This window comes from Pantoea sp. GW821-FHT03E06, from assembly GCF_059420725.1.
In genome coordinates, this window is record NZ_JBWKUG010000001.1 from 1,233,290 (window position 1) to 1,253,130 (window position 19,841).

The window sequence follows — 19,841 nt, forward strand, 5'->3', positions numbered from 1 at the left end:
AATGAAAACGGTGTTAATGACGGCGTTCGAGCCGTTTGGCGGTGAAAACATTAACCCTTCATGGGAGGCTGTACGCTCTTTTGATGGCAAAGAAATTGCTGGTGCGCGCATTGTGGTGCGCCAGCTGCCAGTGGTGTTTGCCACCTGCGGTGAAGTGCTGACGCGCGCGCTGGAAGAGATTCAACCCGATCGCGTGCTCTGTGTTGGTCAGGCGGGGGGACGATCCGACATTACCGTTGAACGCGTCGCGATTAACGTTGATGATGCACGCATTCCGGACAACGACCAGCAGCAGCCAATCGATCAACCCATCGTGGCGGATGGCCCGGCGGCCTATTTCTCCACGCTGCCAATCAAAGCCATGGTTGCGGCCTTGCGTGAAGTGGGGGTGCCGGCTTCGGTATCGCAAACCGCCGGGACCTTTACCTGTAATCACGTGATGTACAGCCTGCTGCACTGGATTCACACCACGAACAGTAAGGCGCGCGGCGGTTTTATTCATATTCCGTATATGCCGGAACAAGCGGTGCATCATCCTGGTGTGGCAAGTATGGCAACCGCCAGCGTGATTAAGGCGCTGGAAACCTCGCTGCAGGTGGTTTTGAGTACCGAAAATGATATCCGCGTCGTCGGTGGCGCCACCCACTAACAGGAGTTGTTATGCCAGAGGGACCGGAGATCCGCCGCGCGGCGGATCAGCTGGCAGAGGCAATGGAAGGCAAGCCACTCACCGATGTGTGGTTTGCTTTTCCCGAGCTGAAAACCTACGAACCGGCGCTGATGGGAGCCACCGTCAACGCTTTTGAAACGCGCGGCAAAGCGCTGCTAACGCACTTCTCAAACGGCCTGACCCTCTACAGTCACAATCAGCTGTACGGCGTCTGGCGCGTGGTGCCAACCGGCACGCAGCCGAATACCACGCGACAGCTGCGCGTGCGGCTCGCCAATGTCGATAACACCATTTTGCTGTACAGCGCCTCAGACATTGAGTTGCTCAACGCTGATACCTTAGCGGCACATCCTTTTTTACAACGGGTTGGACCGGATGTGTTAGATGCCAGCTTAACCGTGGATGACGTGCGCGAGCGCCTGGTATCGCCGCGCTTTCGACGCCGTCAGTTCAGCGGCCTGCTGCTCGATCAGGCTTTTCTCGCCGGCTTGGGCAATTATCTGCGCGTGGAGATTTTGTGGCACGCTGGATTGCTGGCGTCGCATCGTGCGCAGGATTTAAGTGAGCAGCAACTCACGGCGCTGAGTGAAGCGATGCTGGCGGTGCCGCGTTTGTCTTATCAGATGCGTGGCAGCATGAAGAAATATCACGAAGATGCCGCGTTTCGCTTTGAGGTGTTTCATCGTCAAGGCAAAAAATGTCGGCGTTGCGGGGCGGTGATTGAGAAGGGCGTATTGTCATCGCGGCCATTTTATTGGTGTCCGGGATGCCAGGTGTAGCGGTGCGATCTCGCGCACAATAAAAAAGGCGGCCATGTGGCCGCCTTTTGTTTATTTGTCCAGCGCCGAGGTAAATGGACGCTCGGTGTAACCGGTATACAGCTGACGTGGACGGGCAATTTTCATGCCTTCGTCGTGCATCTCTTTCCAGTGTGCAATCCAGCCCACGGTGCGCGCCATGGCGAAAATGACGGTAAACATGGAAGACGGAATGCCCATCGCTTTCAGGATAATGCCTGAGTAGAAATCGACGTTTGGATAGAGTTTACGCTCGATGAAGTATGGGTCGTTCAGCGCAATATGTTCCAGCTCCATCGCCACTTCCAGCAGGTCATCTTTCATCCCCAGCTCGTTCAGCACTTCGTGACAGGTGTCGCGCATTACGGTGGCACGCGGATCGTAATTCTTATAAACGCGGTGGCCAAAGCCCATCAGACGGAACGAATCGTTCTTGTCTTTCGCACGTTTTACAAACTCTGGAATGTGCTCAACGGTGCTGATCTCTTCCAGCATGCGCAGCGTCGCTTCGTTGGCACCGCCGTGTGCCGGTCCCCACAGTGAAGCGATACCTGCGGCGATACAGGCAAACGGGTTCGCGCCGGAAGAGCCTGCGGTACGCACGGTTGAAGTTGATGCATTCTGCTCATGGTCGGCGTGCAGAATCAGAATACGGTCCATGGCGCGTTCCAGCACCGGGTTAACTTTGTACTCTTCGCACGGCGTGGCGAACATCATGTGCAGGAAGTTACCGGCATAAGAGAGGTCGTTGCGTGGATACACAAACGGCTGGCCGATGGAGTATTTGTAGCACATCGCTGCCATGGTCGGCATTTTTGATAGCAGGCGGAAGGCGGCGATTTCACGGTGACGCTCAATGTTGACGTCTAAAGAGTCGTGATAAAACGCGGCCAGCGCGCCAGTCACCCCACACATCACCGCCATTGGATGTGAATCGCGGCGGAAGCCGTGGAACAGTCGGGTGATTTGCTCGTGGATCATGGTGTGGCGGGTAACGATGGTGCGGAATTCTTCGAACTGAGCCTGGGTCGGGGCTTCGCCATTCAGCAAGATGTAACACACTTCAAGGTAATTAGAGTGGGTTGCCAGCTGGTCAATCGGGAAACCGCGGTGTAACAGAATGCCTTCATCACCATCAATGAAAGTGATTTTGGATTCGCATGACGCCGTAGAGGTGAAGCCGGGATCGAAGGTGAACAGGCCTTGTGAGCCAAGGGCGCGGACATCAACAACATCTTGTCCCAGCGTGCCTTGCATCACATCCAGTTCAACAGAAGTATTATCTTGTAGGGTTAGCGTCACTTTTTTATCTGTCATTATTTCGTCTCCATAGCGCCTTAGTAGGTAAGGATCTTAGACACCAGAATAGCCTTCATATTGCATAAAACCACAATCTTCACAGCATCACTCTGCGGTAACGTTTGTCGTGCAGGGTTACAGTGTGAACGCTGAATTTGGGCCATTCGGTGGCGTCGGGGCATGACATGCTGCACATCGCGGATGTTAAAGATCCTGTCACGACATAACTTCTTGGTAACCAATAACCTGATGCTTTGCATTGCTTGTAGTGGCAATGTTACATAACTTGAGCTTAGGGGAAAGTGTATCCCCATAACTTTTGTGCATCATAGGGCTTTAATGCGATTGTTTGTAACTGAAATGTTGATCTTTTGTCAAATCAGATAATTAAAAATGTATGAATTGTGAAATTCGTGAGGATGATCACTGTTCAGCCTAAATGTGACCAAAGAGATTGTAGGGGAATTGTAATCAGAATGTGATCCTCCTATACTGCGGCCAGGTCTCCGGAACACCCTGACACCAGGAGCCACCCAGCGTTTTACCCGCTTTATTTAACACTGGATGTTGCTATTTTGGTGGCGGTTGCAGTCTGAACACACGCTGTGTCTCTGATGCAACTCAGGACCGGAGGAAGCAAAATAAAAAAGAGCTGTGTGGGCAAAACCGTGAAAAAACAAAGACCTGTTAACTTGGATCTCTCGACGATCCGGTTTCCCGTTACTGCAATATCGTCCATTCTCCACCGCGTCTCCGGCGTGATCACCTTTGTCGCTCTCGGAATTCTGCTCTGGTTACTGGGTCTCTCTCTCTCCTCTCCAGAAGGTTTCCTGCAAGCGGCATCCATCATGGATAGCTTCTTCGCCAAATTCATCATGTGGGGCATTTTAACTGCGCTGGCGTATCACGCCGTGAGCGGTATTCGTCATATGTTGGCTGATTTTGGTGTGACGGCAGAAACCCTGCAGGTGGGAACCCGTTCCGCGCAAGCGGCTTTTGTTATCACTGTCGTGCTCTCAATTTTGGCTGGAGTCCTCGTATGGTAAGCAATGCTTCTGCATTAGGACGCAACGGTATTCATGACTGGCTGTTACTGCGTGCTGCTGCAATCTTAATTACGCTCTACATTCTCTACATCCTCGGTTTTGTCGTGATGACAGGCACGCTGACGTATGACGTCTGGCATGGCTTCTTCTCTTCTGCCTTCACCAAAGTGTTCACCATGTTGACGCTGTTCTCGATTCTGATCCACGGCTGGATTGGGATGTGGCAGGTGCTGACTGACTACGTGAAACCAGTAGCAACCCGTTTGCTGCTGCAGTTTGTGATTGTGGTTGCGCTGTTGTCATACGCGATTTATGGAACCGTTGTAGTGTGGGGTGTGTAAATGAGTTTGCCAGTCAGAGAATTTGATGCCGTGGTGATCGGCGCGGGTGGGGCAGGAATGCGTGCCGCTCTGCAAATCTCCCAATCGGGCCAGACTTGTGCCCTGTTATCCAAAGTTTTCCCAACCCGTTCCCATACTGTATCGGCGCAGGGCGGTATTACCGTTGCGCTGGGCAATACCCATGAAGATAACTGGGAATGGCACATGTATGACACCGTCAAAGGTTCCGACTATATCGGTGACCAGGACGCGATCGAATATATGTGTCATGTCGGTCCAGAAGCGATTCTGGAGCTGGAACATATGGGTTTACCATTCTCTCGTCTTGATGACGGCCGCGTGTATCAGCGTCCGTTTGGTGGCCAGTCGAAAAACTTTGGCGGTGAGCAGGCAGCGCGTACCGCTGCGGCTGCCGACCGTACTGGCCACGCCTTACTGCATACGCTGTATCAGCAGAACCTGAAGAACAAAACCACCATCTTCTCCGAATGGTATGCGCTGGATCTGGTGAAAAACGAAGACGGTGCGATTGTCGGCTGTACCGCTATCTGCATGGAAACCGGTGAAACCGTCTACTTCAAAGCCAAAGCCACCATTCTGGCCACGGGCGGTGCGGGACGTATTTATCAGTCCACCACTAACGCACACATCAACACCGGTGACGGTGTCGGTATGGCGCTGCGCGCAGGCGTTCCGGTGCAGGATATGGAAATGTGGCAGTTCCACCCAACCGGCATTGCTGGCGCGGGCGTGCTGGTCACCGAAGGGTGCCGTGGTGAAGGCGGTTACCTGCTGAACAAGCACGGTGAACGCTTCATGGAGCGTTATGCACCGAACGCCAAAGATTTGGCGGGTCGTGATGTCGTTGCACGTTCAATGATGGTGGAAATTCGTGAAGGTCGTGGTTGCGACGGCCCATGGGGCCCGCACATTAAACTGAAACTCGATCATCTTGGTGCTGAAGTGCTGGAGTCGCGTCTGCCGGGTATTCTTGAGCTGTCGCGTACCTTTGCCCACGTTGATCCCATTAAAGAACCGATCCCCGTCATCCCAACTTGCCACTATATGATGGGCGGCGTGCCGACCAAAGTAACCGGTCAGGCGCTGCGCGTGAATGAGCAGGGCGAAGATGTGGTGATTCCGGGTCTGTTTGCCGTCGGCGAAATTGCCTGCGTATCGGTACACGGCGCTAACCGTCTTGGCGGTAACTCGCTGCTCGATCTGGTGGTGTTCGGCCGCGCAGCCGGTGTGCATCTGCTTGAGTGCATTGAAGAGCAGGGCGAGCTGCGCGAGGCCACGCAAGAAAATATTGATGAAGCGATGGCGCGCTTTAACCGCTGGGAAAACAACACTACCGGTGAAGACCCGGTCGAAATCCGTAAAGCGCTGCAGCGCTGCATGCAGAACAACTTCTCAGTATTCCGCGAAGGTGATGCGATGCGTGAAGGTCTGGAAGAGCTGAAAGTGATTCGTGAGCGCCTGAAATCGGCGCGCCTTGATGATCGTTCGCCCGATTTCAATACTCAGCGTATCGAGTGCCTTGAGCTGGATAACCTGATGGAAACCGCTTACGCCACCGCTGTTGCCGCCAACTTCCGTACCGAAAGCCGTGGTGCGCACAGCCGCTTCGACTATCCGGAGCGCGATGATGAAAACTGGCTGTGCCACAGTCTCTATGTTCCGCAGACGGAAAGCATGACGCGCCGTGAGGTGAACATGCAACCGAAACTGCGTGCGGCCTTCCCGCCGAAAGCGCGTACTTACTAATTGCGGAGATCATCATGAGACTCGAATTTTCAATCTATCGTTATAACCCGGAAGTCGATGCCAAGCCGCGTATGCAAGAGTACACGCTGGAATCGGAAGATGGTCGCGACATGATGTTGCTGGATGCGCTGATCCGTCTGAAAGAGAAAGATCCGACGCTGGCTTTCCGTCGCTCATGCCGTGAAGGCGTGTGCGGTTCAGATGGTCTGAACATGAACGGTAAAAATGGCCTGGCGTGCATCACACCGATTTCTGCACTCGGCAACGGTTCGAAGAAAATTGTCATCCGTCCATTGCCAGGTTTGCCGGTGATCCGCGACCTCGTGGTAGACATGGGACAATTCTACGCACAGTATGAGAAGATTAAGCCTTTCCTATTGAATAATGGGGAAAATCCACCGGCGCGCGAGCATTTACAGAGCCCGGCCGAGCGTGAGCATCTGGATGGATTGTACGAGTGTATTCTCTGCGCCTGCTGCTCCACTTCGTGCCCGTCGTTCTGGTGGAACCCAGACAAGTTCATCGGTCCGGCTGGCCTGTTGGCCGCTTACCGTTTCCTGATTGACAGCCGCGACACGGAAACCAATGCGCGTCTCGACAATCTAAACGATGCTTTCAGTGTTTTCCGCTGTCACAGCATCATGAACTGTGTGAGCGTGTGCCCGAAAGGCCTAAACCCAACGCGCGCTATCGGCCATATTAAGTCGATGCTGCTGCAACGCGGGGCGTAACAGTAAGTCACTGTCCGGGAACTGAGGTTCCCGGATGTTTACGGAAGCCTTTATAAGCGCGGTACTGACCACGCTTATAAAGGTTCCCTTACGAGCCAGGCGCCGGTAGCGCACAGGTTCGTATCGCTGAACTCACTACGGCAAGCCGCGTAAGCGGTAACAAATGAAACCTCATAAAAAGCAGATTAATGCTTAAGGGATCACAATGCAGAACAGCGCGATGAAACCCTGGCTGGACTCCTCCTGGCTGGCCGGCGCGAACCAATCTTACATAGAGCAACTCTATGAGGATTTCCTGACCGATCCTGACTCAGTTGATGACATGTGGCGCGAGCTGTTCCAGCAGCTGCCGGGCACTGGCGTGAAACCTGAGCAATTTCACTCCACCACGCGTGACTACTTCCGCCGCCTGGCAAAAGACGCTACGCGTTACACGTCAACCGTGACCGATCCGGCGACCAACTCTAAACAGGTTAAAGTGCTGCAGCTGATTAATGCGTTCCGCTTCCGCGGCCATCAGCATGCAAACCTCGATCCTCTTGGCCTGTGGAAGCAGGAAACCGTAGCGGATCTCGATCCGGCTTATCACGATCTGACCGACGCCGATTTTCAGGAAAGCTTTAACGTAGGTTCTTTTGCTATCGGCAAAGAAACCATGAAGCTGGCCGATCTGTTCGCGGCGCTGCAGCAGACTTATTGTGGCTCGATTGGTGCAGAGTACATGCACATCAACAACACCGATGAGAAGCGCTGGATTCAGCAGCGTCTGGAATCGGTGGTGGGCCATGCGTCTTTCAGCAGCGACGAGAAAAAAGGTTTCCTGAAAGAGCTGACCGCGGCAGAAGGCCTGGAAAAATATCTGGGTGCCAAATTCCCGGGTGCGAAACGCTTCTCGCTGGAAGGTGGCGATGCGCTGGTACCGATGCTGCGTGAGATGATTCGTCACGCAGGTAAGAGCGGTACGCGCGAAGTGGTGCTGGGTATGGCGCACCGCGGTCGTCTGAACGTGCTGATTAACGTCCTGGGTAAAAAACCGCAGGATCTGTTCGACGAATTCTCCGGCAAGCACAAAGAACATCTCGGCACCGGCGACGTGAAGTACCACATGGGCTTCTCGTCTGACGTGGAAACCGAAGGCGGCCTGGTGCATCTGGCGCTGGCGTTCAACCCGTCGCATCTGGAAATCGTTAGCCCGGTCGTCATGGGTTCGGTGCGTGCGCGTCTGGATCGTCTGGCTGAACCAAGCAGCAATAAAGTTCTGCCTATCACCATTCACGGTGATGCTGCAGTAATCGGCCAGGGCGTGGTGCAGGAAACCCTGAACATGTCGCAGGCGCGTGGTTACGAAGTGGGCGGTACCGTTCGCATCGTCATCAACAACCAGGTTGGTTTTACCACCTCCAACCCGAAAGATGCGCGCTCTACGCCGTACTGTACTGACATCGGCAAGATGGTGCTGGCACCGATTTTCCACGTCAATGCGGACGATCCAGAAGCGGTGGCGTTTGTCACTCGCCTGGCGCTGGATTATCGCAACACCTTCAAACGCGATGTCTTCATCGATCTGGTGTGCTATCGCCGTCACGGCCACAACGAAGCCGATGAGCCAAGTGCCACTCAGCCGTTGATGTACCAGAAAATCAAAAAGCATCCAACGCCGCGTAAACTCTATGCCGACCAGCTGGAAAGCGAAGGCGTAGCGACCAGCGAAGATGCCACCGAAATGGTGAATCTCTACCGCGATGCGCTGGATGAAGGCGAATGCGTGGTGCCGGAATGGCGTCCGATGAGCCTGCATTCCTTCACCTGGTCGCCGTATCTCAACCACGAGTGGGATGAGAGCTACCCCGCAACCGTTGAATTGAAACGCCTGCAGGAGCTGGCGCGCCGCATCAGCAGCGTACCGGAATCGGTAGAAGTGCAGTCACGCGTCGCCAAGATTTACAACGATCGTAAAGAGATGGCCGAAGGCAACAAAGCGTTCGACTGGGGCGGTGCAGAAAACCTCGCCTACGCCACGCTGGTTGACGAAGGCATTCCGGTGCGTTTGTCCGGTGAAGATACGGGTCGCGGCACCTTCTTCCATCGTCATGCGGTGATTCACAATCAGACTAACGGCTCAACCTACACGCCGCTGCACCATGTCCATAACGGTCAGGGTCAGTTTAAAGTGTGGGATTCCGTGCTGTCTGAAGAAGCGGTACTGGCCTTCGAATACGGTTACGCCACCGCCGAGCCGCGCGTGCTCACCATTTGGGAAGCGCAGTTCGGCGACTTCGCCAACGGTGCACAGGTGGTCATCGATCAGTTCATCAGCTCCGGCGAGCAGAAATGGGGCCGGATGTGTGGCCTGGTGATGTTGCTGCCACACGGTTATGAAGGCCAGGGCCCTGAGCACTCCTCGGCGCGTCTGGAGCGTTATCTGCAACTCTGTGCTGAGCAGAACATGCAGGTGTGCGTGCCTTCAACGCCAGCGCAGGTTTACCACATGCTGCGTCGTCAGGCGTTGCGCGGTATGCGCCGTCCGCTGATCGTGATGTCGCCGAAATCTCTGCTGCGTCATCCGCTGGCAATTTCCACGCTGGAAGAGTTAGCGACCGGCAGCTTCCAGCCAGCGATCGGTGAGATCGACGATTTGGATCCGCAGCAGGTTAAGCGTGTGGTGCTGTGTTCGGGCAAGGTTTATTACGATCTGCTGGAGCAGCGCCGTAAGAACGAACAGACCGACGTGGCCATCGTACGTATCGAACAGCTCTATCCGTTCCCGCACAAAGTCGTGCAGGACGTATTGAAAAACTATGCTCATGTGCAGGATTTCGTGTGGTGTCAGGAAGAGCCGCTGAATCAGGGCGCATGGTATTGCAGTCAGCATCATTTCCGCGAAGTGGTTCCATTTGGTGCGTCACTGCGTTATGCAGGCCGTCCGGCTTCTGCTTCACCGGCCGTGGGCTACATGTCCGTACATCAAAAACAGCAGCAAGACCTGGTTAATGACGCGCTGAACCTTGGTTAATAAAAAGGAAAGAAAATGAGTAGCGTAGAAATTCTCGTTCCCGATTTGCCTGAATCCGTAGCGGACGCAACGGTTGCAACCTGGCACAAAAAACCTGGCGACTCTGTGAGCCGCGATGAAGTACTGGTAGAAATTGAAACCGACAAAGTGGTGCTGGAAGTGCCTGCTTCCGCAGACGGCATTCTGGAAGCCGTGCTGGAAGAGGAAGGGGCTACCGTGACTTCGCGCCAGATTCTGGGTCGCCTGAAAGAGGGCAACAGCGGCGGGAAAGAGACAGCGGCAAAAGCGGAAAGCAACGAGTCTACTCCGGCTCAGCGCCAGACTGCTTCGCTGGAAGAAGAGAGCAACGATGCGCTCAGCCCAGCGGTACGCCGTCTGATTGCTGAAAACAACCTTGATGCCAGCCAGATCAAAGGCACGGGCGTTGGCGGCCGTCTGACGCGTGAAGATGTGGAAAAACATCTGGCGAAGAAAGCCGACGGCGGCAAAGCTGCATCAGCGCCAGCCGCTGCCGCGGCACCGCAGGCTGCTGTGGCTAACCGCAGCGAAAAACGCGTGCCGATGACGCGTCTGCGTAAGCGTGTGGCCGAGCGTCTGCTGGAAGCGAAAAACAGCACCGCTATGTTGACCACTTTCAACGAAATCAACATGAAGCCAATCATGGATCTGCGTAAGCAGTACGGTGATGCGTTTGAAAAACGTCACGGCGTGCGTCTGGGCTTCATGTCCTTCTACATCAAGGCGGTGGTTGAAGCGCTGAAACGCTTCCCGGAAGTCAACGCGTCTATTGATGGCGAAGATGTGGTTTACCACAACTATTTCGATGTGAGCATTGCGGTTTCTACCCCGCGTGGCTTGGTAACGCCAGTGCTGAAAGATGTTGATGCGCTGAGCATGGCCGACATTGAGAAGAAGATTAAAGAGCTGGCAGTGAAAGGCCGTGACGGCAAGCTGACGGTTGAAGAGCTGACCGGCGGTAACTTTACCATCACCAACGGTGGTGTGTTTGGTTCGCTGATGTCCACGCCAATCATTAACCCGCCGCAGAGCGCCATTCTGGGCATGCACGCCATCAAAGAGCGCCCAATGGCGGTCAATGGTCAGGTGGTGATTTTGCCAATGATGTATCTGGCGCTCTCTTACGATCACCGTCTGATTGATGGTCGTGAATCCGTTGGCTATCTGGTCGCGGTGAAAGAGATGCTGGAAGATCCAGCGCGCCTGCTGCTCGACGTCTAATTTCGCCGGGTGCGCGGTGATAAAGGCGCACCCAAAATCTTACCTGAATGGATAGAACATCATGAACTTACATGAATACCAGGCGAAGCAGCTGTTTGCACGCTATGGCATGCCAGCACCGACAGGCTACGCCTGCACCACGCCACGTGAAGCCGAAGAAGCCGCGTCTAAAATTGGCGCCGGTCCGTGGGTAGTGAAATGTCAGGTTCATGCCGGTGGCCGCGGTAAAGCGGGCGGCGTGAAAGTGGTTAACAGTAAAGAAGATATTCGTGCTTTCGCTGAGCATTGGCTGGGCAAACGTCTGGTGACCTATCAAACTGACGCGCACGGCCAGCCGGTAAACCAGATTCTGGTTGAAGCCGCCACTGATATCGATCAGGAGCTGTATCTGGGCGCGGTGGTTGACCGTGCAACCCGTCGCGTGATCTTCATGGCCTCGACGGAAGGCGGTGTTGAGATTGAGAAAGTGGCAGAAGAAACGCCACACTTGATCCACAAGATGGCGCTGGATCCGCTGGCAGGTCCTCAGCCGTATCAGGGTCGCGAGTTGGCATTCAAACTGGGCCTGACCGGTAAGCAAGTCAGCCAGTTCACCAAAATCTTCATGGGTCTGGCGACCATGTTCCTCGAGCGCGATCTGGCAATGGTTGAGATCAACCCGCTGGTGATCACCAAGCAGGGCGACCTGATCTGCCTGGATGGTAAATTAGGCGCAGACGGTAACGCACTGTTCCGTCAGCCGGAGCTGCGTGAAATGCGCGATCCAAGCCAGGAAGATCCACGTGAAGCGCACGCAACACAGTGGGAACTGAACTACGTTGCGCTGGATGGCAACATCGGCTGCATGGTGAACGGCGCCGGTCTGGCGATGGGCACCATGGACATCGTGAAACACCACGGTGGTGAGCCGGCAAACTTCCTTGATGTTGGCGGCGGCGCAACCAAAGAGCGCGTGACCGAAGCCTTCAAAATCATCCTGTCTGACGATGCCGTTAAAGCGGTATTCGTTAACATCTTCGGCGGCATCGTACGTTGCGACTTGATCGCAGACGGCATCATTGGTGCGGTAGCAGAAGTGGGTGTGAACGTGCCAGTGGTGGTACGTCTGGAAGGTAACAACGCCGAGCTGGGCGCTAAGAAACTGGCGGACAGCGGTCTGAATATCATTGCAGCAACCAGCCTGACAGACGCAGCACAGCGTGTTGTCGCTGCAGCGGAGGGTAAATAATGTCCATTTTGATCGACAAAAACACCAAAGTCATTTGCCAGGGTTTCACCGGTGGTCAAGGGACATTCCACTCTGAGCAGGCGCTGGCCTACGGTACGCAGCTGGTTGGCGGCGTCACGCCAGGCAAAGGCGGCACCACGCATCTTGGCCTGCCCGTGTTCAACACCGTGCGTGAGGCGGTAGAAGCGACTGGCGCAACCGCCACCGTGATCTACGTTCCGGCTCCTTTCTGCAAAGACGGTATCCTGGAAGCTATCGATGCGGGTATCAAGCTGATCATCACCATCACTGAAGGTATTCCAACCCTGGATATGCTGACCGTGAAAGTGAAGCTGGATGAAGCAGGCGTACGTATGATCGGCCCGAACTGCCCAGGCGTGATCACCCCAGGCGAATGTAAGATCGGTATTATGCCGGGCCACATTCACCAGCCGGGCCGCGTAGGTATCGTCTCGCGTTCAGGAACGCTGACCTATGAAGCCGTTAAGCAGACTACGGACATCGGCTACGGCCAGTCTACCTGCGTCGGTATCGGTGGTGACCCGATCCCAGGCTCGAACTTCATCGACATCCTTAAACTGTTCCAGGACGATCCACAGACCGAAGCGATCGTGATGATCGGTGAGATCGGGGGTAGCGCGGAAGAAGAAGCGGCTGCCTACATCAAAGCACACGTGACCAAACCCGTTGTGGGCTACATTGCCGGTGTAACTGCACCGAAAGGCAAGCGTATGGGCCACGCAGGTGCCATCATTGCCGGTGGTAAGGGCACTGCTGATGAGAAGTTTGCTGCACTGGAAGCGGCCGGTGTGAAAACCGTTCGTAGCCTTGCCGATATTGGTGATGCGGTTAAAGCGGTTCTGCCCATTAAATAAGTCATCGGTCAGATGTATAAGAGCCACCTTCGGGTGGCTTTTTTTATGTGATAACCCATCAAACAGCAGGGAAAAAAATCCTAACAACTTGAAAAACTGCGGCTATGCTTACTCTGTCATCCAGGTAAAGAAGGGAAAATTCGCTGGATTTAAGCCAAAAAGTGGAAAGATAGATTCCCGCAATGAGGTTAAATATTTGCGGGAAAGGTAATTATATTCTTAATTAAATTTTGTAGTTTTGACAATTAATTAACAACGACTTTATCAATACATATTTGGAAATTTATTGTCTTAATCCAGATCAATAATTTGCGAGTTAAAGGAAACTTTACCGCTGGCAAAGCGCAACCTAACCAGTATAAATTGCGCTGCATCAATTCAGTCTTCTTCATAATTTTTCAGGAGTTTGTGTCAGGCGTTGTCATATCAATTCTGCCGCCTCCCCATATCACTCCTGCTCGAAATTGACTGAAATGATCGGATTTTCGGGGAATTTCGTCACTGTTACTCGCTCTCTTCGGGCAGCAGGTTTCTCTGTTCTATCAGTAACAAAACTGGAATCAATAATCAGTCGTTCCTGAATCTTATTCTGCGCGTCAATGTCTGTTGTTTGCCGTTGTCATCCGCAGAGCGAGTTCATGCGAGGAGCAAGGAGTCATCATGTTAGATATTGTCGAGCTGTCGCGTTTACAGTTTGCCCTAACGGCGATGTACCATTTCCTGTTCGTGCCTTTAACGCTAGGTATGGCGTTTTTGCTGGCGATCATGGAAACCGTATATGTCCTGACGGGGAAACAAATTTATAAAGATATGACCAAGTTCTGGGGCAAGTTATTTGGTATTAACTTTGCGCTAGGCGTGGCTACCGGTCTGACAATGGAGTTTCAGTTCGGTACTAACTGGTCATATTACTCCCACTACGTCGGCGATATCTTCGGTGCGCCGCTGGCCATCGAAGGCTTGATGGCGTTCTTCCTCGAATCCACCTTTGTCGGCCTGTTTTTCTTCGGCTGGGATCGCCTGGGCAAGGTTCAACACCTCGCGGTGACCTGGTTGGTGGCACTCGGTTCGAATATGTCGGCGCTGTGGATTTTGGTGGCGAACGGCTGGATGCAAAATCCCATCGCATCAGAATTTAATTTCGAAACCATGCGCATGGAGATGGTGAGTTTCTCCGAGCTGATCCTCAATCCGGTGGCGCAGGTGAAATTCGTGCACACCGTAGCTGCGGGCTACACCACCGGAGCCATGTTCATTCTTGGTATCAGCGCATGGTATCTGCTGAAAGGGCGTGATATCGCTTTTGCTAAACGCTCTTTTGCTATCGCAGCAAGCTTCGGCATGGCAGCGATTTTGTCCGTTATCGTACTGGGTGATGAATCCGGTTATGAAATCGGCGACGTGCAGAAAACCAAACTGGCCGCAATTGAAGCGGAGTGGGAAACCCAGCCGGCACCGGCCGCGTTTACCCTGTTTGGTATCCCGGATCAGGACACACAGCAAAATAAATATGCCATTCAGATCCCGTATCTGCTCGGCCTGATCGCGACGCGTTCAGTTGATACGCCGGTTACTGGGCTGAAAGATCTTTTGGCGCAGCATGAAGTGCGTATCCGTAACGGCATGAAAGCCTATGCATTGCTTAACGAATTGCGTGCAGGTAGCAAAGATCCGGCGGTGCGTAGCCAGTTTGAAGGCAGCAAGCAAGATCTCGGTTATGGTCTGCTGTTAAAACGCTATACCTCGGATGTGGCTAACGCTACTGAAGCGCAAATTCAGAAAGCAACTCAGGACTCTATCCCGCGTGTGGCGCCGTTGTACTTCGCCTTCCGCATCATGGTGCTGGGCGGTGTGTTGATGCTGGGAATCATCACTCTCTCCTTCTGGAGCGTTATTCGCAACCGTATTGGTAAATCTCGTTGGCTGCTGAAAGCGGCGCTATACGGCATTCCGCTGCCATGGATTGCAATTGAGTCCGGTTGGTTTGTTGCCGAATATGGTCGTCAGCCATGGGCGATTGGTGAAGTGCTGCCAACAGCGGTAGCCAACTCTTCATTGACCGTCGGCGATCTGCTGTTCTCGATGATTCTGATTTGCGGTCTCTACACCTTGTTCCTCGTGGCGGAAATGTACCTGATGTTCAAGTTTGCGCGCCTCGGTCCAAGCAGCCTGAAAACCGGCCGCTATCATCATGAAACGCTGAAATCATCATCTCAGCCGGTGCGTGGATAAGGAGAGCTACCATGTTTGACTATGAAGTTTTGCGCTTTATCTGGTGGCTGCTGATTGGCGTGTTGCTGATCGGTTTTGCGGTTACCGACGGCTTTGATATGGGCGTGGGCATGCTAACGCGTGTGCTTGGCCGCACCGATACCGAGCGCCGTATCATGATTAACAGCATTGCGCCGCACTGGGACGGAAACCAAGTTTGGCTGATCACCGCCGGTGGTGCGCTGTTCGCGGCCTGGCCGATGGTGTATGCCGCCGCCTTCTCTGGCTTCTACGTAGCGATGATTCTGGTGCTTGCTTCACTGTTCTTCCGTCCGGTGGGTTTCGACTACCGCTCGAAGATTGAAGATATGCGCTGGCGCGGCATGTGGGATTGGGGCATCTTCATTGGTAGCTTTGTGCCGCCGCTGGTGATTGGTGTGGCGTTCGGTAACCTGCTGCAAGGCGTGCCGTTCCATGCCGATGAATATCTGCGCCTCTTCTATACCGGTAACTTCTTCCAGCTGCTGAATCCGTTTGGCCTGTTAGCGGGTGTGGTGAGTGTGGCGATGATCCTGACGCAAGGGGCCACGTACCTGCAAATGCGTACAACCGGTGAATTGCACCTGCGCACCCGCAGCACCGCACAGATCTCAGCGTTGGTAATGATGGTGTGCTTCGTGCTTGCCGGCGTGTGGGTGAAATATGGTATTGACGGTTATGTACTGAAAAGCGTCATCGATCATCACGCCGCATCCAACCCGCTGGGTAAAGATGTCGTGCGTGAAGCCGGTGCATGGATGGTGAATTTTGAGCAGACGCCGGTGTTGTGGCTGTTCCCGCTGTTGGGCGTCGTGCTGCCACTGCTGACCGTTCTCTGCTCGCGTTTGGAGAAAGGAGCCTGGGCATTTATCTTCTCTTCACTGACACTGGCCAGCGTCATTATGACCGCTGGTATCGCGATGTTCCCATTCATCATGCCTTCCAGCACCGTGCCGGGCATCAGCCTGACCATGTGGGATGCCACGTCTAGCCTGCTGACGCTGAAAGTGATGACCATTGCCGCCATCATCTTTGTACCGATTATCCTGGCGTACACCGCCTGGTGTTATTACAAGATGTTTGGCCGTATCACTAAAGAACACATTGAGAGCAATACGCACTCCCTGTACTGATTAAGGAGATTGAGCATGTGGTATTTTGCCTGGATTCTTGGCACCTTGCTGGCCTGTGCGTTCGGTGTGATCACGGCGCTGGCGCTGGAGCATGTTGAAGAGAGCAGCGCGAAGGATAAACAAGCCTGATGCGCGCAGTGATTCAGACACTCTATCGTCTGATGGACAAGGGCCCGTTACGGGCCCTTTCGTTGATCCTTGCGCTGTGGCTGGCAGGCTGTGTTATTTGGCAGCCCTCACGCTTTGCCGCGCGAACCAGTGATTTAGCGATATGGCATGGACTTTTGCTGATTTGGGCCGTCTGCGCTGGCGTTATTCACGGCTGCGGATTCCGTCCGCAGCGTTTGCGCTGGCAGGCGCTGTTCTCTCCGCTACCGGCGGTGCTGGTACTGCTGGTCGGTATCGTTTGGTTCTATCATTAAGTTCTGAATCAGGACTTAAAAATGCTGCTTTTTCAGGCGCTGACGTGAGGTTTTGTCAGCGTTAGGTCAAGAAACATCCTAAAAATCCTTCCAGTTGTTAACCTGTGATAATTATTTTCTCCTGGCTCTGGCGGACCATTCCCAAGCCGATCTCTCTTGCGTATAGTAGCAACGTTTAAAATGAGACCGGGATGTAGAGTGAGTACTACGCTGTTTCGCTGGCCGGTTCGGGTCTATTACGAAGACACCGATGCTGGTGGTGTGGTTTACCACGCCAGTTATCTTGCTTTCTATGAACGAGCACGTACCGAAATGCTGCGCCAGCATCATTTCAATCAGCAAGTCCTGTTGGAAGAGCAGGTCGCTTTTGTGGTACGACGCATGACGATTGATTTTGTTGCGGCCGCACGTCTTGACGACCTTCTGGAGATTCAAACAGAAGTCACCGCAATGACCCGTGCAACCATGACATTCTCACAGCGTATCGTGAATGCAGAAGGTAAAGTGCTAAATGAAGCAGAAGTCCTGATTGCCTGCATCAACCCACATCTAATGAAGCCAATTGCGCTTCCCAAGTCTATTGTCGCGGAGTTCAAGCAGTGACTGACATGAATGTTCTTGATTTGTTCCTGAAGGCAAGCCTTCTGGTCAAACTTATCATGTTGATTTTGATCGGCTTTTCCATTGCCTCTTGGGCAATCATTATTCAACGCACGCGCATTTTGAATGCTGCCGGGCGTGAAGCCGAAGCATTTGAAGATAAGTTTTGGTCGGGTATTGAGCTTTCACGCCTTTATCAGGAAAGCCAGGGGCGCCGTGATGAACTGGGCGGCTCTGAGCAGATTTTCTATTCGGGTTTCAAAGAGTTTGCGCGCTTGCATCGTGCCAATAACCATGCACCGGAAGCGGTGGTGGAGGGTGCGAGCCGTGCAATGCGTATTTCTATGAATCGTGAACTGGAAGCGCTGGAAAACCACATTCCTTTCCTTGGCACCGTGGGTTCCATCAGTCCGTATATTGGTCTGTTTGGTACGGTGTGGGGGATCATGCACGCCTTTATCGCCCTCGGGGCGGTAAAACAGGCAACGCTGCAAATGGTTGCACCCGGTATTGCCGAAGCGTTGATCGCTACCGCCATCGGTCTGTTTGCGGCCATTCCTGCCGTTATGGCGTACAACCGTCTGAACCAGCGCGTGAATAAACTGGAACAGGGCTACGACAACTTTATGGAAGAGTTCACGGCTATCCTGCATCGTCAGGCTTTCTCCACCGACAACACGAAGTAAGTCGAGGTTAACGATGGCCAGAACCCGTGGTCGCGGTGGACGCCGCGAACTTAAGTCGGAAATCAACATTGTTCCTCTTCTGGACGTGCTGTTGGTGTTGCTGCTCATCTTTATGGCAACGGCGCCGATTATTACGCAGAGCGTGGAAGTGGACCTGCCGGATGCAACAGACTCGAAAACCGTTTCGACCGATGATAATCCACCGGTGATTGTTGAAGTGGCGGGCATTGGGCAGTACAGCCTGGTGGTGGATCACGATCGTATGACGCAATTGCCGCCGGAACAGGTGGTAAGTGAAGCGCAGCGCCGGATTGAAGCCAATCCGAAAACGGTCTTTCTGATCGGCGGTGCGAAAGACGTCCCTTACGACGAAATCATCAAGGCGCTGAACCTGTTGCATCAGGCTGGCGTGAAATCTGTCGGTTTGATGACGCAGCCGATTTAAAGCCAACCGTTTTTGGGAACCGAGAGTGTCGAAGGCAACCGAGCAGAACGACAAGTTAAAGCGCGCGATAATCGTGTCGGTGATTCTGCACATTGTGCTGATCGCCTTACTGATTTGGAGCTCGTTTAACGAGAAAATCGAATCCAGCGGCGGTGGCGGTGGCAGTGATATTGACGCAGTAATGGTCGATTCCGGCGCCGTGGTTGAACAATATAACCGCCAGCAGAACCAGCAAAGAGACAGTCAGCGTGCCGAGCAGCAGCGTCAGAAACAGTCGCAGCAGCAGGCCGAAGAGTTACAGCAGAAACAGGCTGCCGAGCAGCAACGCTTGAAACAGATGGAAAAAGAGCGTTTGCAGGCTCAGCAAGAAGCGAAAGAGCAGGCGAAAGAGCAGGCTGAGCAGCAGAAAGCCGCTGAGGCTGCCGCGAAGCAGGCGCAGGAACAGCAGAAAACTGCCGAAGCAGCTGCCGCAAAAGCCAAGGCCGATGCCAAAGCAGAAGCGGATGCGCAGGCAAAAGCTGCCGCTGATGCCAAAGCCAAAGCGGTAGAAGAGGCTAAACAAGCTGCGGCTGACGCGAAGAAAAAAGCGGAAGAGCAAGCGAAGGCTGCTGCTGCTGAAGCGGCAAAAGAGAAAGCGGCGCAGCAGGCAAAAGCCGCCGCCGAAGCGAAAGCCAAAGCGGACGCTGAAGCGAAAGCCCAGGCCGCTGCCGATGCGAAGGCTAAAGCGGCTCAGGAAGCGAAAGAAGCTAAAGAGCAAGCGGCGGCGGAAGCGAAAGAGAAAGCGGCAGCTGAAGCGAAAGCCAAGGCCGATGCGGCAGCCAAGGCAAAAGCAGATGCAAAAGCAAAAGCGGCGGCTGATGCAAAAAAAGCCGCTGCTGAAGCGGCTAAGAACGAAAATGCGGTTGACGATCTGTTGGGTGGTTTGTCTTCTGGTAAGAATGCACCGAAAAGCGGTACCGCTTCGGGTGGCGCGGCAGGGCAGGGCAATCAGAAAAAGGCCGGAGCGTCAGGTGCAGATATCAATAATTACATGGGGCAAGTGGTCGGCGCGATTCAGAGCCGCTTCTACGATGCTGATCTGTATAAAGGTAAAGAGTGCAACCTGCGCATTAAGCTGGCACCGGATGGTTTGCTGATTGATGTTAAATCGGAAGGTGGTGATCCAGCCTTGTGTCAGGCGGCTATCGCTGCTGCGAAGCAGGCTCGTATTCCTAAGCCGCCTTCTCAGGCAGTGTATGAAGTGTTTAAAAACGCACCTATGCGTTTCAAACCGGAATAATGCAGTAACGTATGGCAGGT

General features: G+C 53.7%; 19 protein-coding genes. 18 read left to right on the top strand and 1 reads right to left on the bottom strand.

The genetic code is table 11. The annotated features are described in order from the left end of the window. The first annotated feature begins 1 nt into the window (after position 1). Complete coding sequence (gene pcp / locus AC07WB_RS05680; protein WP_097094556.1) at positions 2 to 649, top strand: pyroglutamyl-peptidase I; 648 nt, start codon at positions 2 to 4, stop codon at positions 647 to 649. Between the two features lie 11 nt (positions 650 to 660). After that, a complete protein-coding gene (gene nei / locus AC07WB_RS05685; RefSeq protein WP_494940168.1) occupies positions 661 to 1,449 on the top strand; it encodes an endonuclease VIII in 789 nt (262 codons plus the stop codon). A 51-nt stretch (positions 1,450 to 1,500) separates the two neighbouring features. On the opposite strand, the gene AC07WB_RS05690 is transcribed toward nei, so the two are convergent. Next, positions 1,501 to 2,784 carry a citrate synthase gene (locus tag AC07WB_RS05690; protein ID WP_097094554.1) on the bottom strand — a complete coding sequence of 428 codons (1,284 nt, stop codon included), beginning with the start codon at positions 2,782 to 2,784 and terminating at the stop codon, positions 1,501 to 1,503. A gap of 596 nt (positions 2,785 to 3,380) precedes the next feature. Between AC07WB_RS05690 and sdhC the strand changes: the two genes are divergently transcribed. The 16 genes from sdhC to tolA all read left to right on the top strand — a co-directional run bounded on the left by sdhC (position 3,381) and on the right by tolA (position 19,821). Further along, positions 3,381 to 3,812: a succinate dehydrogenase cytochrome b556 subunit gene (gene sdhC / locus AC07WB_RS05695; protein WP_176519120.1), complete on the top strand. Its 432-nt coding sequence runs from the start codon at positions 3,381 to 3,383 to the stop codon at positions 3,810 to 3,812. Continuing rightward, a complete protein-coding gene (sdhD, locus tag AC07WB_RS05700) occupies positions 3,806 to 4,153 on the top strand; it encodes a succinate dehydrogenase membrane anchor subunit (RefSeq protein ID WP_049850912.1) in 348 nt (115 codons plus the stop codon). The genes sdhC and sdhD overlap by 7 nt, the downstream gene beginning before the upstream one ends. Further along, positions 4,154 to 5,920, top strand: a complete 1,767-nt coding sequence (sdhA, locus tag AC07WB_RS05705; RefSeq protein ID WP_097094553.1) for a succinate dehydrogenase flavoprotein subunit — start codon at positions 4,154 to 4,156, stop codon at positions 5,918 to 5,920. A 14-nt stretch (positions 5,921 to 5,934) separates the two neighbouring features. Further along, a complete protein-coding gene (locus AC07WB_RS05710) occupies positions 5,935 to 6,651 on the top strand; it encodes a succinate dehydrogenase iron-sulfur subunit (protein ID WP_097094552.1) in 717 nt (238 codons plus the stop codon). Positions 6,652 to 6,856: 205 nt separating this feature from the next. Further along, positions 6,857 to 9,664, top strand: coding sequence for a 2-oxoglutarate dehydrogenase E1 component (gene sucA / locus AC07WB_RS05715; protein ID WP_400455058.1), 2,808 nt, complete (start codon positions 6,857 to 6,859; stop codon positions 9,662 to 9,664). A gap of 15 nt (positions 9,665 to 9,679) precedes the next feature. Continuing rightward, on the top strand, positions 9,680 to 10,903 hold the full coding sequence (gene odhB / locus AC07WB_RS05720) for a 2-oxoglutarate dehydrogenase complex dihydrolipoyllysine-residue succinyltransferase (RefSeq protein ID WP_097094550.1): 1,224 nt from the start codon (positions 9,680 to 9,682) through the stop codon (positions 10,901 to 10,903). 61 nt (positions 10,904 to 10,964) lie between these two features. After that, complete coding sequence (gene sucC / locus AC07WB_RS05725) at positions 10,965 to 12,131, top strand: ADP-forming succinate--CoA ligase subunit beta (RefSeq protein WP_007890646.1); 1,167 nt, start codon at positions 10,965 to 10,967, stop codon at positions 12,129 to 12,131. Continuing rightward, on the top strand, positions 12,131 to 13,006 hold the full coding sequence (sucD, locus tag AC07WB_RS05730; protein ID WP_007890645.1) for a succinate--CoA ligase subunit alpha: 876 nt from the start codon (positions 12,131 to 12,133) through the stop codon (positions 13,004 to 13,006). Before sucC ends, sucD begins: the two co-directional genes overlap by 1 nt. A gap of 660 nt (positions 13,007 to 13,666) precedes the next feature. Beyond that, positions 13,667 to 15,238: a cytochrome ubiquinol oxidase subunit I gene (cydA, locus tag AC07WB_RS05735; protein ID WP_494940169.1), complete on the top strand. Its 1,572-nt coding sequence runs from the start codon at positions 13,667 to 13,669 to the stop codon at positions 15,236 to 15,238. Positions 15,239 to 15,249: 11 nt separating this feature from the next. After that, positions 15,250 to 16,389 carry a cytochrome d ubiquinol oxidase subunit II gene (cydB, locus tag AC07WB_RS05740; protein ID WP_494940170.1) on the top strand — a complete coding sequence of 380 codons (1,140 nt, stop codon included), beginning with the start codon at positions 15,250 to 15,252 and terminating at the stop codon, positions 16,387 to 16,389. Between the two features lie 15 nt (positions 16,390 to 16,404). After that, the gene (gene cydX, locus AC07WB_RS05745; protein ID WP_097094547.1) at positions 16,405 to 16,518 is read left to right on the top strand and encodes a cytochrome bd-I oxidase subunit CydX; all 114 of its coding nucleotides are present in this window, start codon (positions 16,405 to 16,407) and stop codon (positions 16,516 to 16,518) included. Continuing rightward, positions 16,518 to 16,811 (top strand): cyd operon protein YbgE, encoded by a 294-nt coding sequence (gene ybgE / locus AC07WB_RS05750; protein WP_097094546.1) that lies wholly within the window; start codon positions 16,518 to 16,520, stop codon positions 16,809 to 16,811. Before cydX ends, ybgE begins: the two co-directional genes overlap by 1 nt. Positions 16,812 to 16,991: 180 nt before the next feature. After that, on the top strand, positions 16,992 to 17,414 hold the full coding sequence (gene ybgC / locus AC07WB_RS05755; RefSeq protein ID WP_370659782.1) for a tol-pal system-associated acyl-CoA thioesterase: 423 nt from the start codon (positions 16,992 to 16,994) through the stop codon (positions 17,412 to 17,414). Next, entirely contained in the window at positions 17,411 to 18,097 is a 687-nt protein-coding gene (tolQ, locus tag AC07WB_RS05760; protein ID WP_034829162.1) for a Tol-Pal system protein TolQ, read from the top strand. The genes ybgC and tolQ overlap by 4 nt, the downstream gene beginning before the upstream one ends. Before the next feature lie 13 nt (positions 18,098 to 18,110). Then, positions 18,111 to 18,542 (top strand): colicin uptake protein TolR, encoded by a 432-nt coding sequence (gene tolR, locus AC07WB_RS05765; RefSeq protein ID WP_097094544.1) that lies wholly within the window; start codon positions 18,111 to 18,113, stop codon positions 18,540 to 18,542. A 25-nt stretch (positions 18,543 to 18,567) separates the two neighbouring features. Then, positions 18,568 to 19,821 carry a cell envelope integrity protein TolA gene (gene tolA, locus AC07WB_RS05770; protein WP_097094543.1) on the top strand — a complete coding sequence of 418 codons (1,254 nt, stop codon included), beginning with the start codon at positions 18,568 to 18,570 and terminating at the stop codon, positions 19,819 to 19,821. Positions 19,822 to 19,841: the final 20 nt, after the last annotated feature.

Excerpts from the sequence above, each read along its gene's own strand:
- pcp (WP_097094556.1), top strand. The coding sequence starts at position 2 with ATGAAAACGGTGTTAATGACGGCGTTCGAGCCGTTTGGCGGTGAAAAC.
- nei (WP_494940168.1), top strand. The coding sequence starts at position 661 with ATGCCAGAGGGACCGGAGATCCGCCGCGCGGCGGATCAGCTGGCAGAG.
- AC07WB_RS05690 (WP_097094554.1), bottom strand. The coding sequence starts at position 2,784 with ATGACAGATAAAAAAGTGACGCTAACCCTACAAGATAATACTTCTGTT.
- sdhC (WP_176519120.1), top strand. The coding sequence starts at position 3,381 with ATGCAACTCAGGACCGGAGGAAGCAAAATAAAAAAGAGCTGTGTGGGC.
- sdhD (WP_049850912.1), top strand. The coding sequence starts at position 3,806 with ATGGTAAGCAATGCTTCTGCATTAGGACGCAACGGTATTCATGACTGG.
- sdhA (WP_097094553.1), top strand. The coding sequence starts at position 4,154 with ATGAGTTTGCCAGTCAGAGAATTTGATGCCGTGGTGATCGGCGCGGGT.
- AC07WB_RS05710 (WP_097094552.1), top strand. The coding sequence starts at position 5,935 with ATGAGACTCGAATTTTCAATCTATCGTTATAACCCGGAAGTCGATGCC.
- sucA (WP_400455058.1), top strand. The coding sequence starts at position 6,857 with ATGCAGAACAGCGCGATGAAACCCTGGCTGGACTCCTCCTGGCTGGCC.
- odhB (WP_097094550.1), top strand. The coding sequence starts at position 9,680 with ATGAGTAGCGTAGAAATTCTCGTTCCCGATTTGCCTGAATCCGTAGCG.
- sucC (WP_007890646.1), top strand. The coding sequence starts at position 10,965 with ATGAACTTACATGAATACCAGGCGAAGCAGCTGTTTGCACGCTATGGC.
- sucD (WP_007890645.1), top strand. The coding sequence starts at position 12,131 with ATGTCCATTTTGATCGACAAAAACACCAAAGTCATTTGCCAGGGTTTC.
- cydA (WP_494940169.1), top strand. The coding sequence starts at position 13,667 with ATGTTAGATATTGTCGAGCTGTCGCGTTTACAGTTTGCCCTAACGGCG.
- cydB (WP_494940170.1), top strand. The coding sequence starts at position 15,250 with ATGTTTGACTATGAAGTTTTGCGCTTTATCTGGTGGCTGCTGATTGGC.
- cydX (WP_097094547.1), top strand. The coding sequence starts at position 16,405 with ATGTGGTATTTTGCCTGGATTCTTGGCACCTTGCTGGCCTGTGCGTTC.
- ybgE (WP_097094546.1), top strand. The coding sequence starts at position 16,518 with ATGCGCGCAGTGATTCAGACACTCTATCGTCTGATGGACAAGGGCCCG.
- ybgC (WP_370659782.1), top strand. The coding sequence starts at position 16,992 with ATGAGACCGGGATGTAGAGTGAGTACTACGCTGTTTCGCTGGCCGGTT.
- tolR (WP_097094544.1), top strand. The coding sequence starts at position 18,111 with ATGGCCAGAACCCGTGGTCGCGGTGGACGCCGCGAACTTAAGTCGGAA.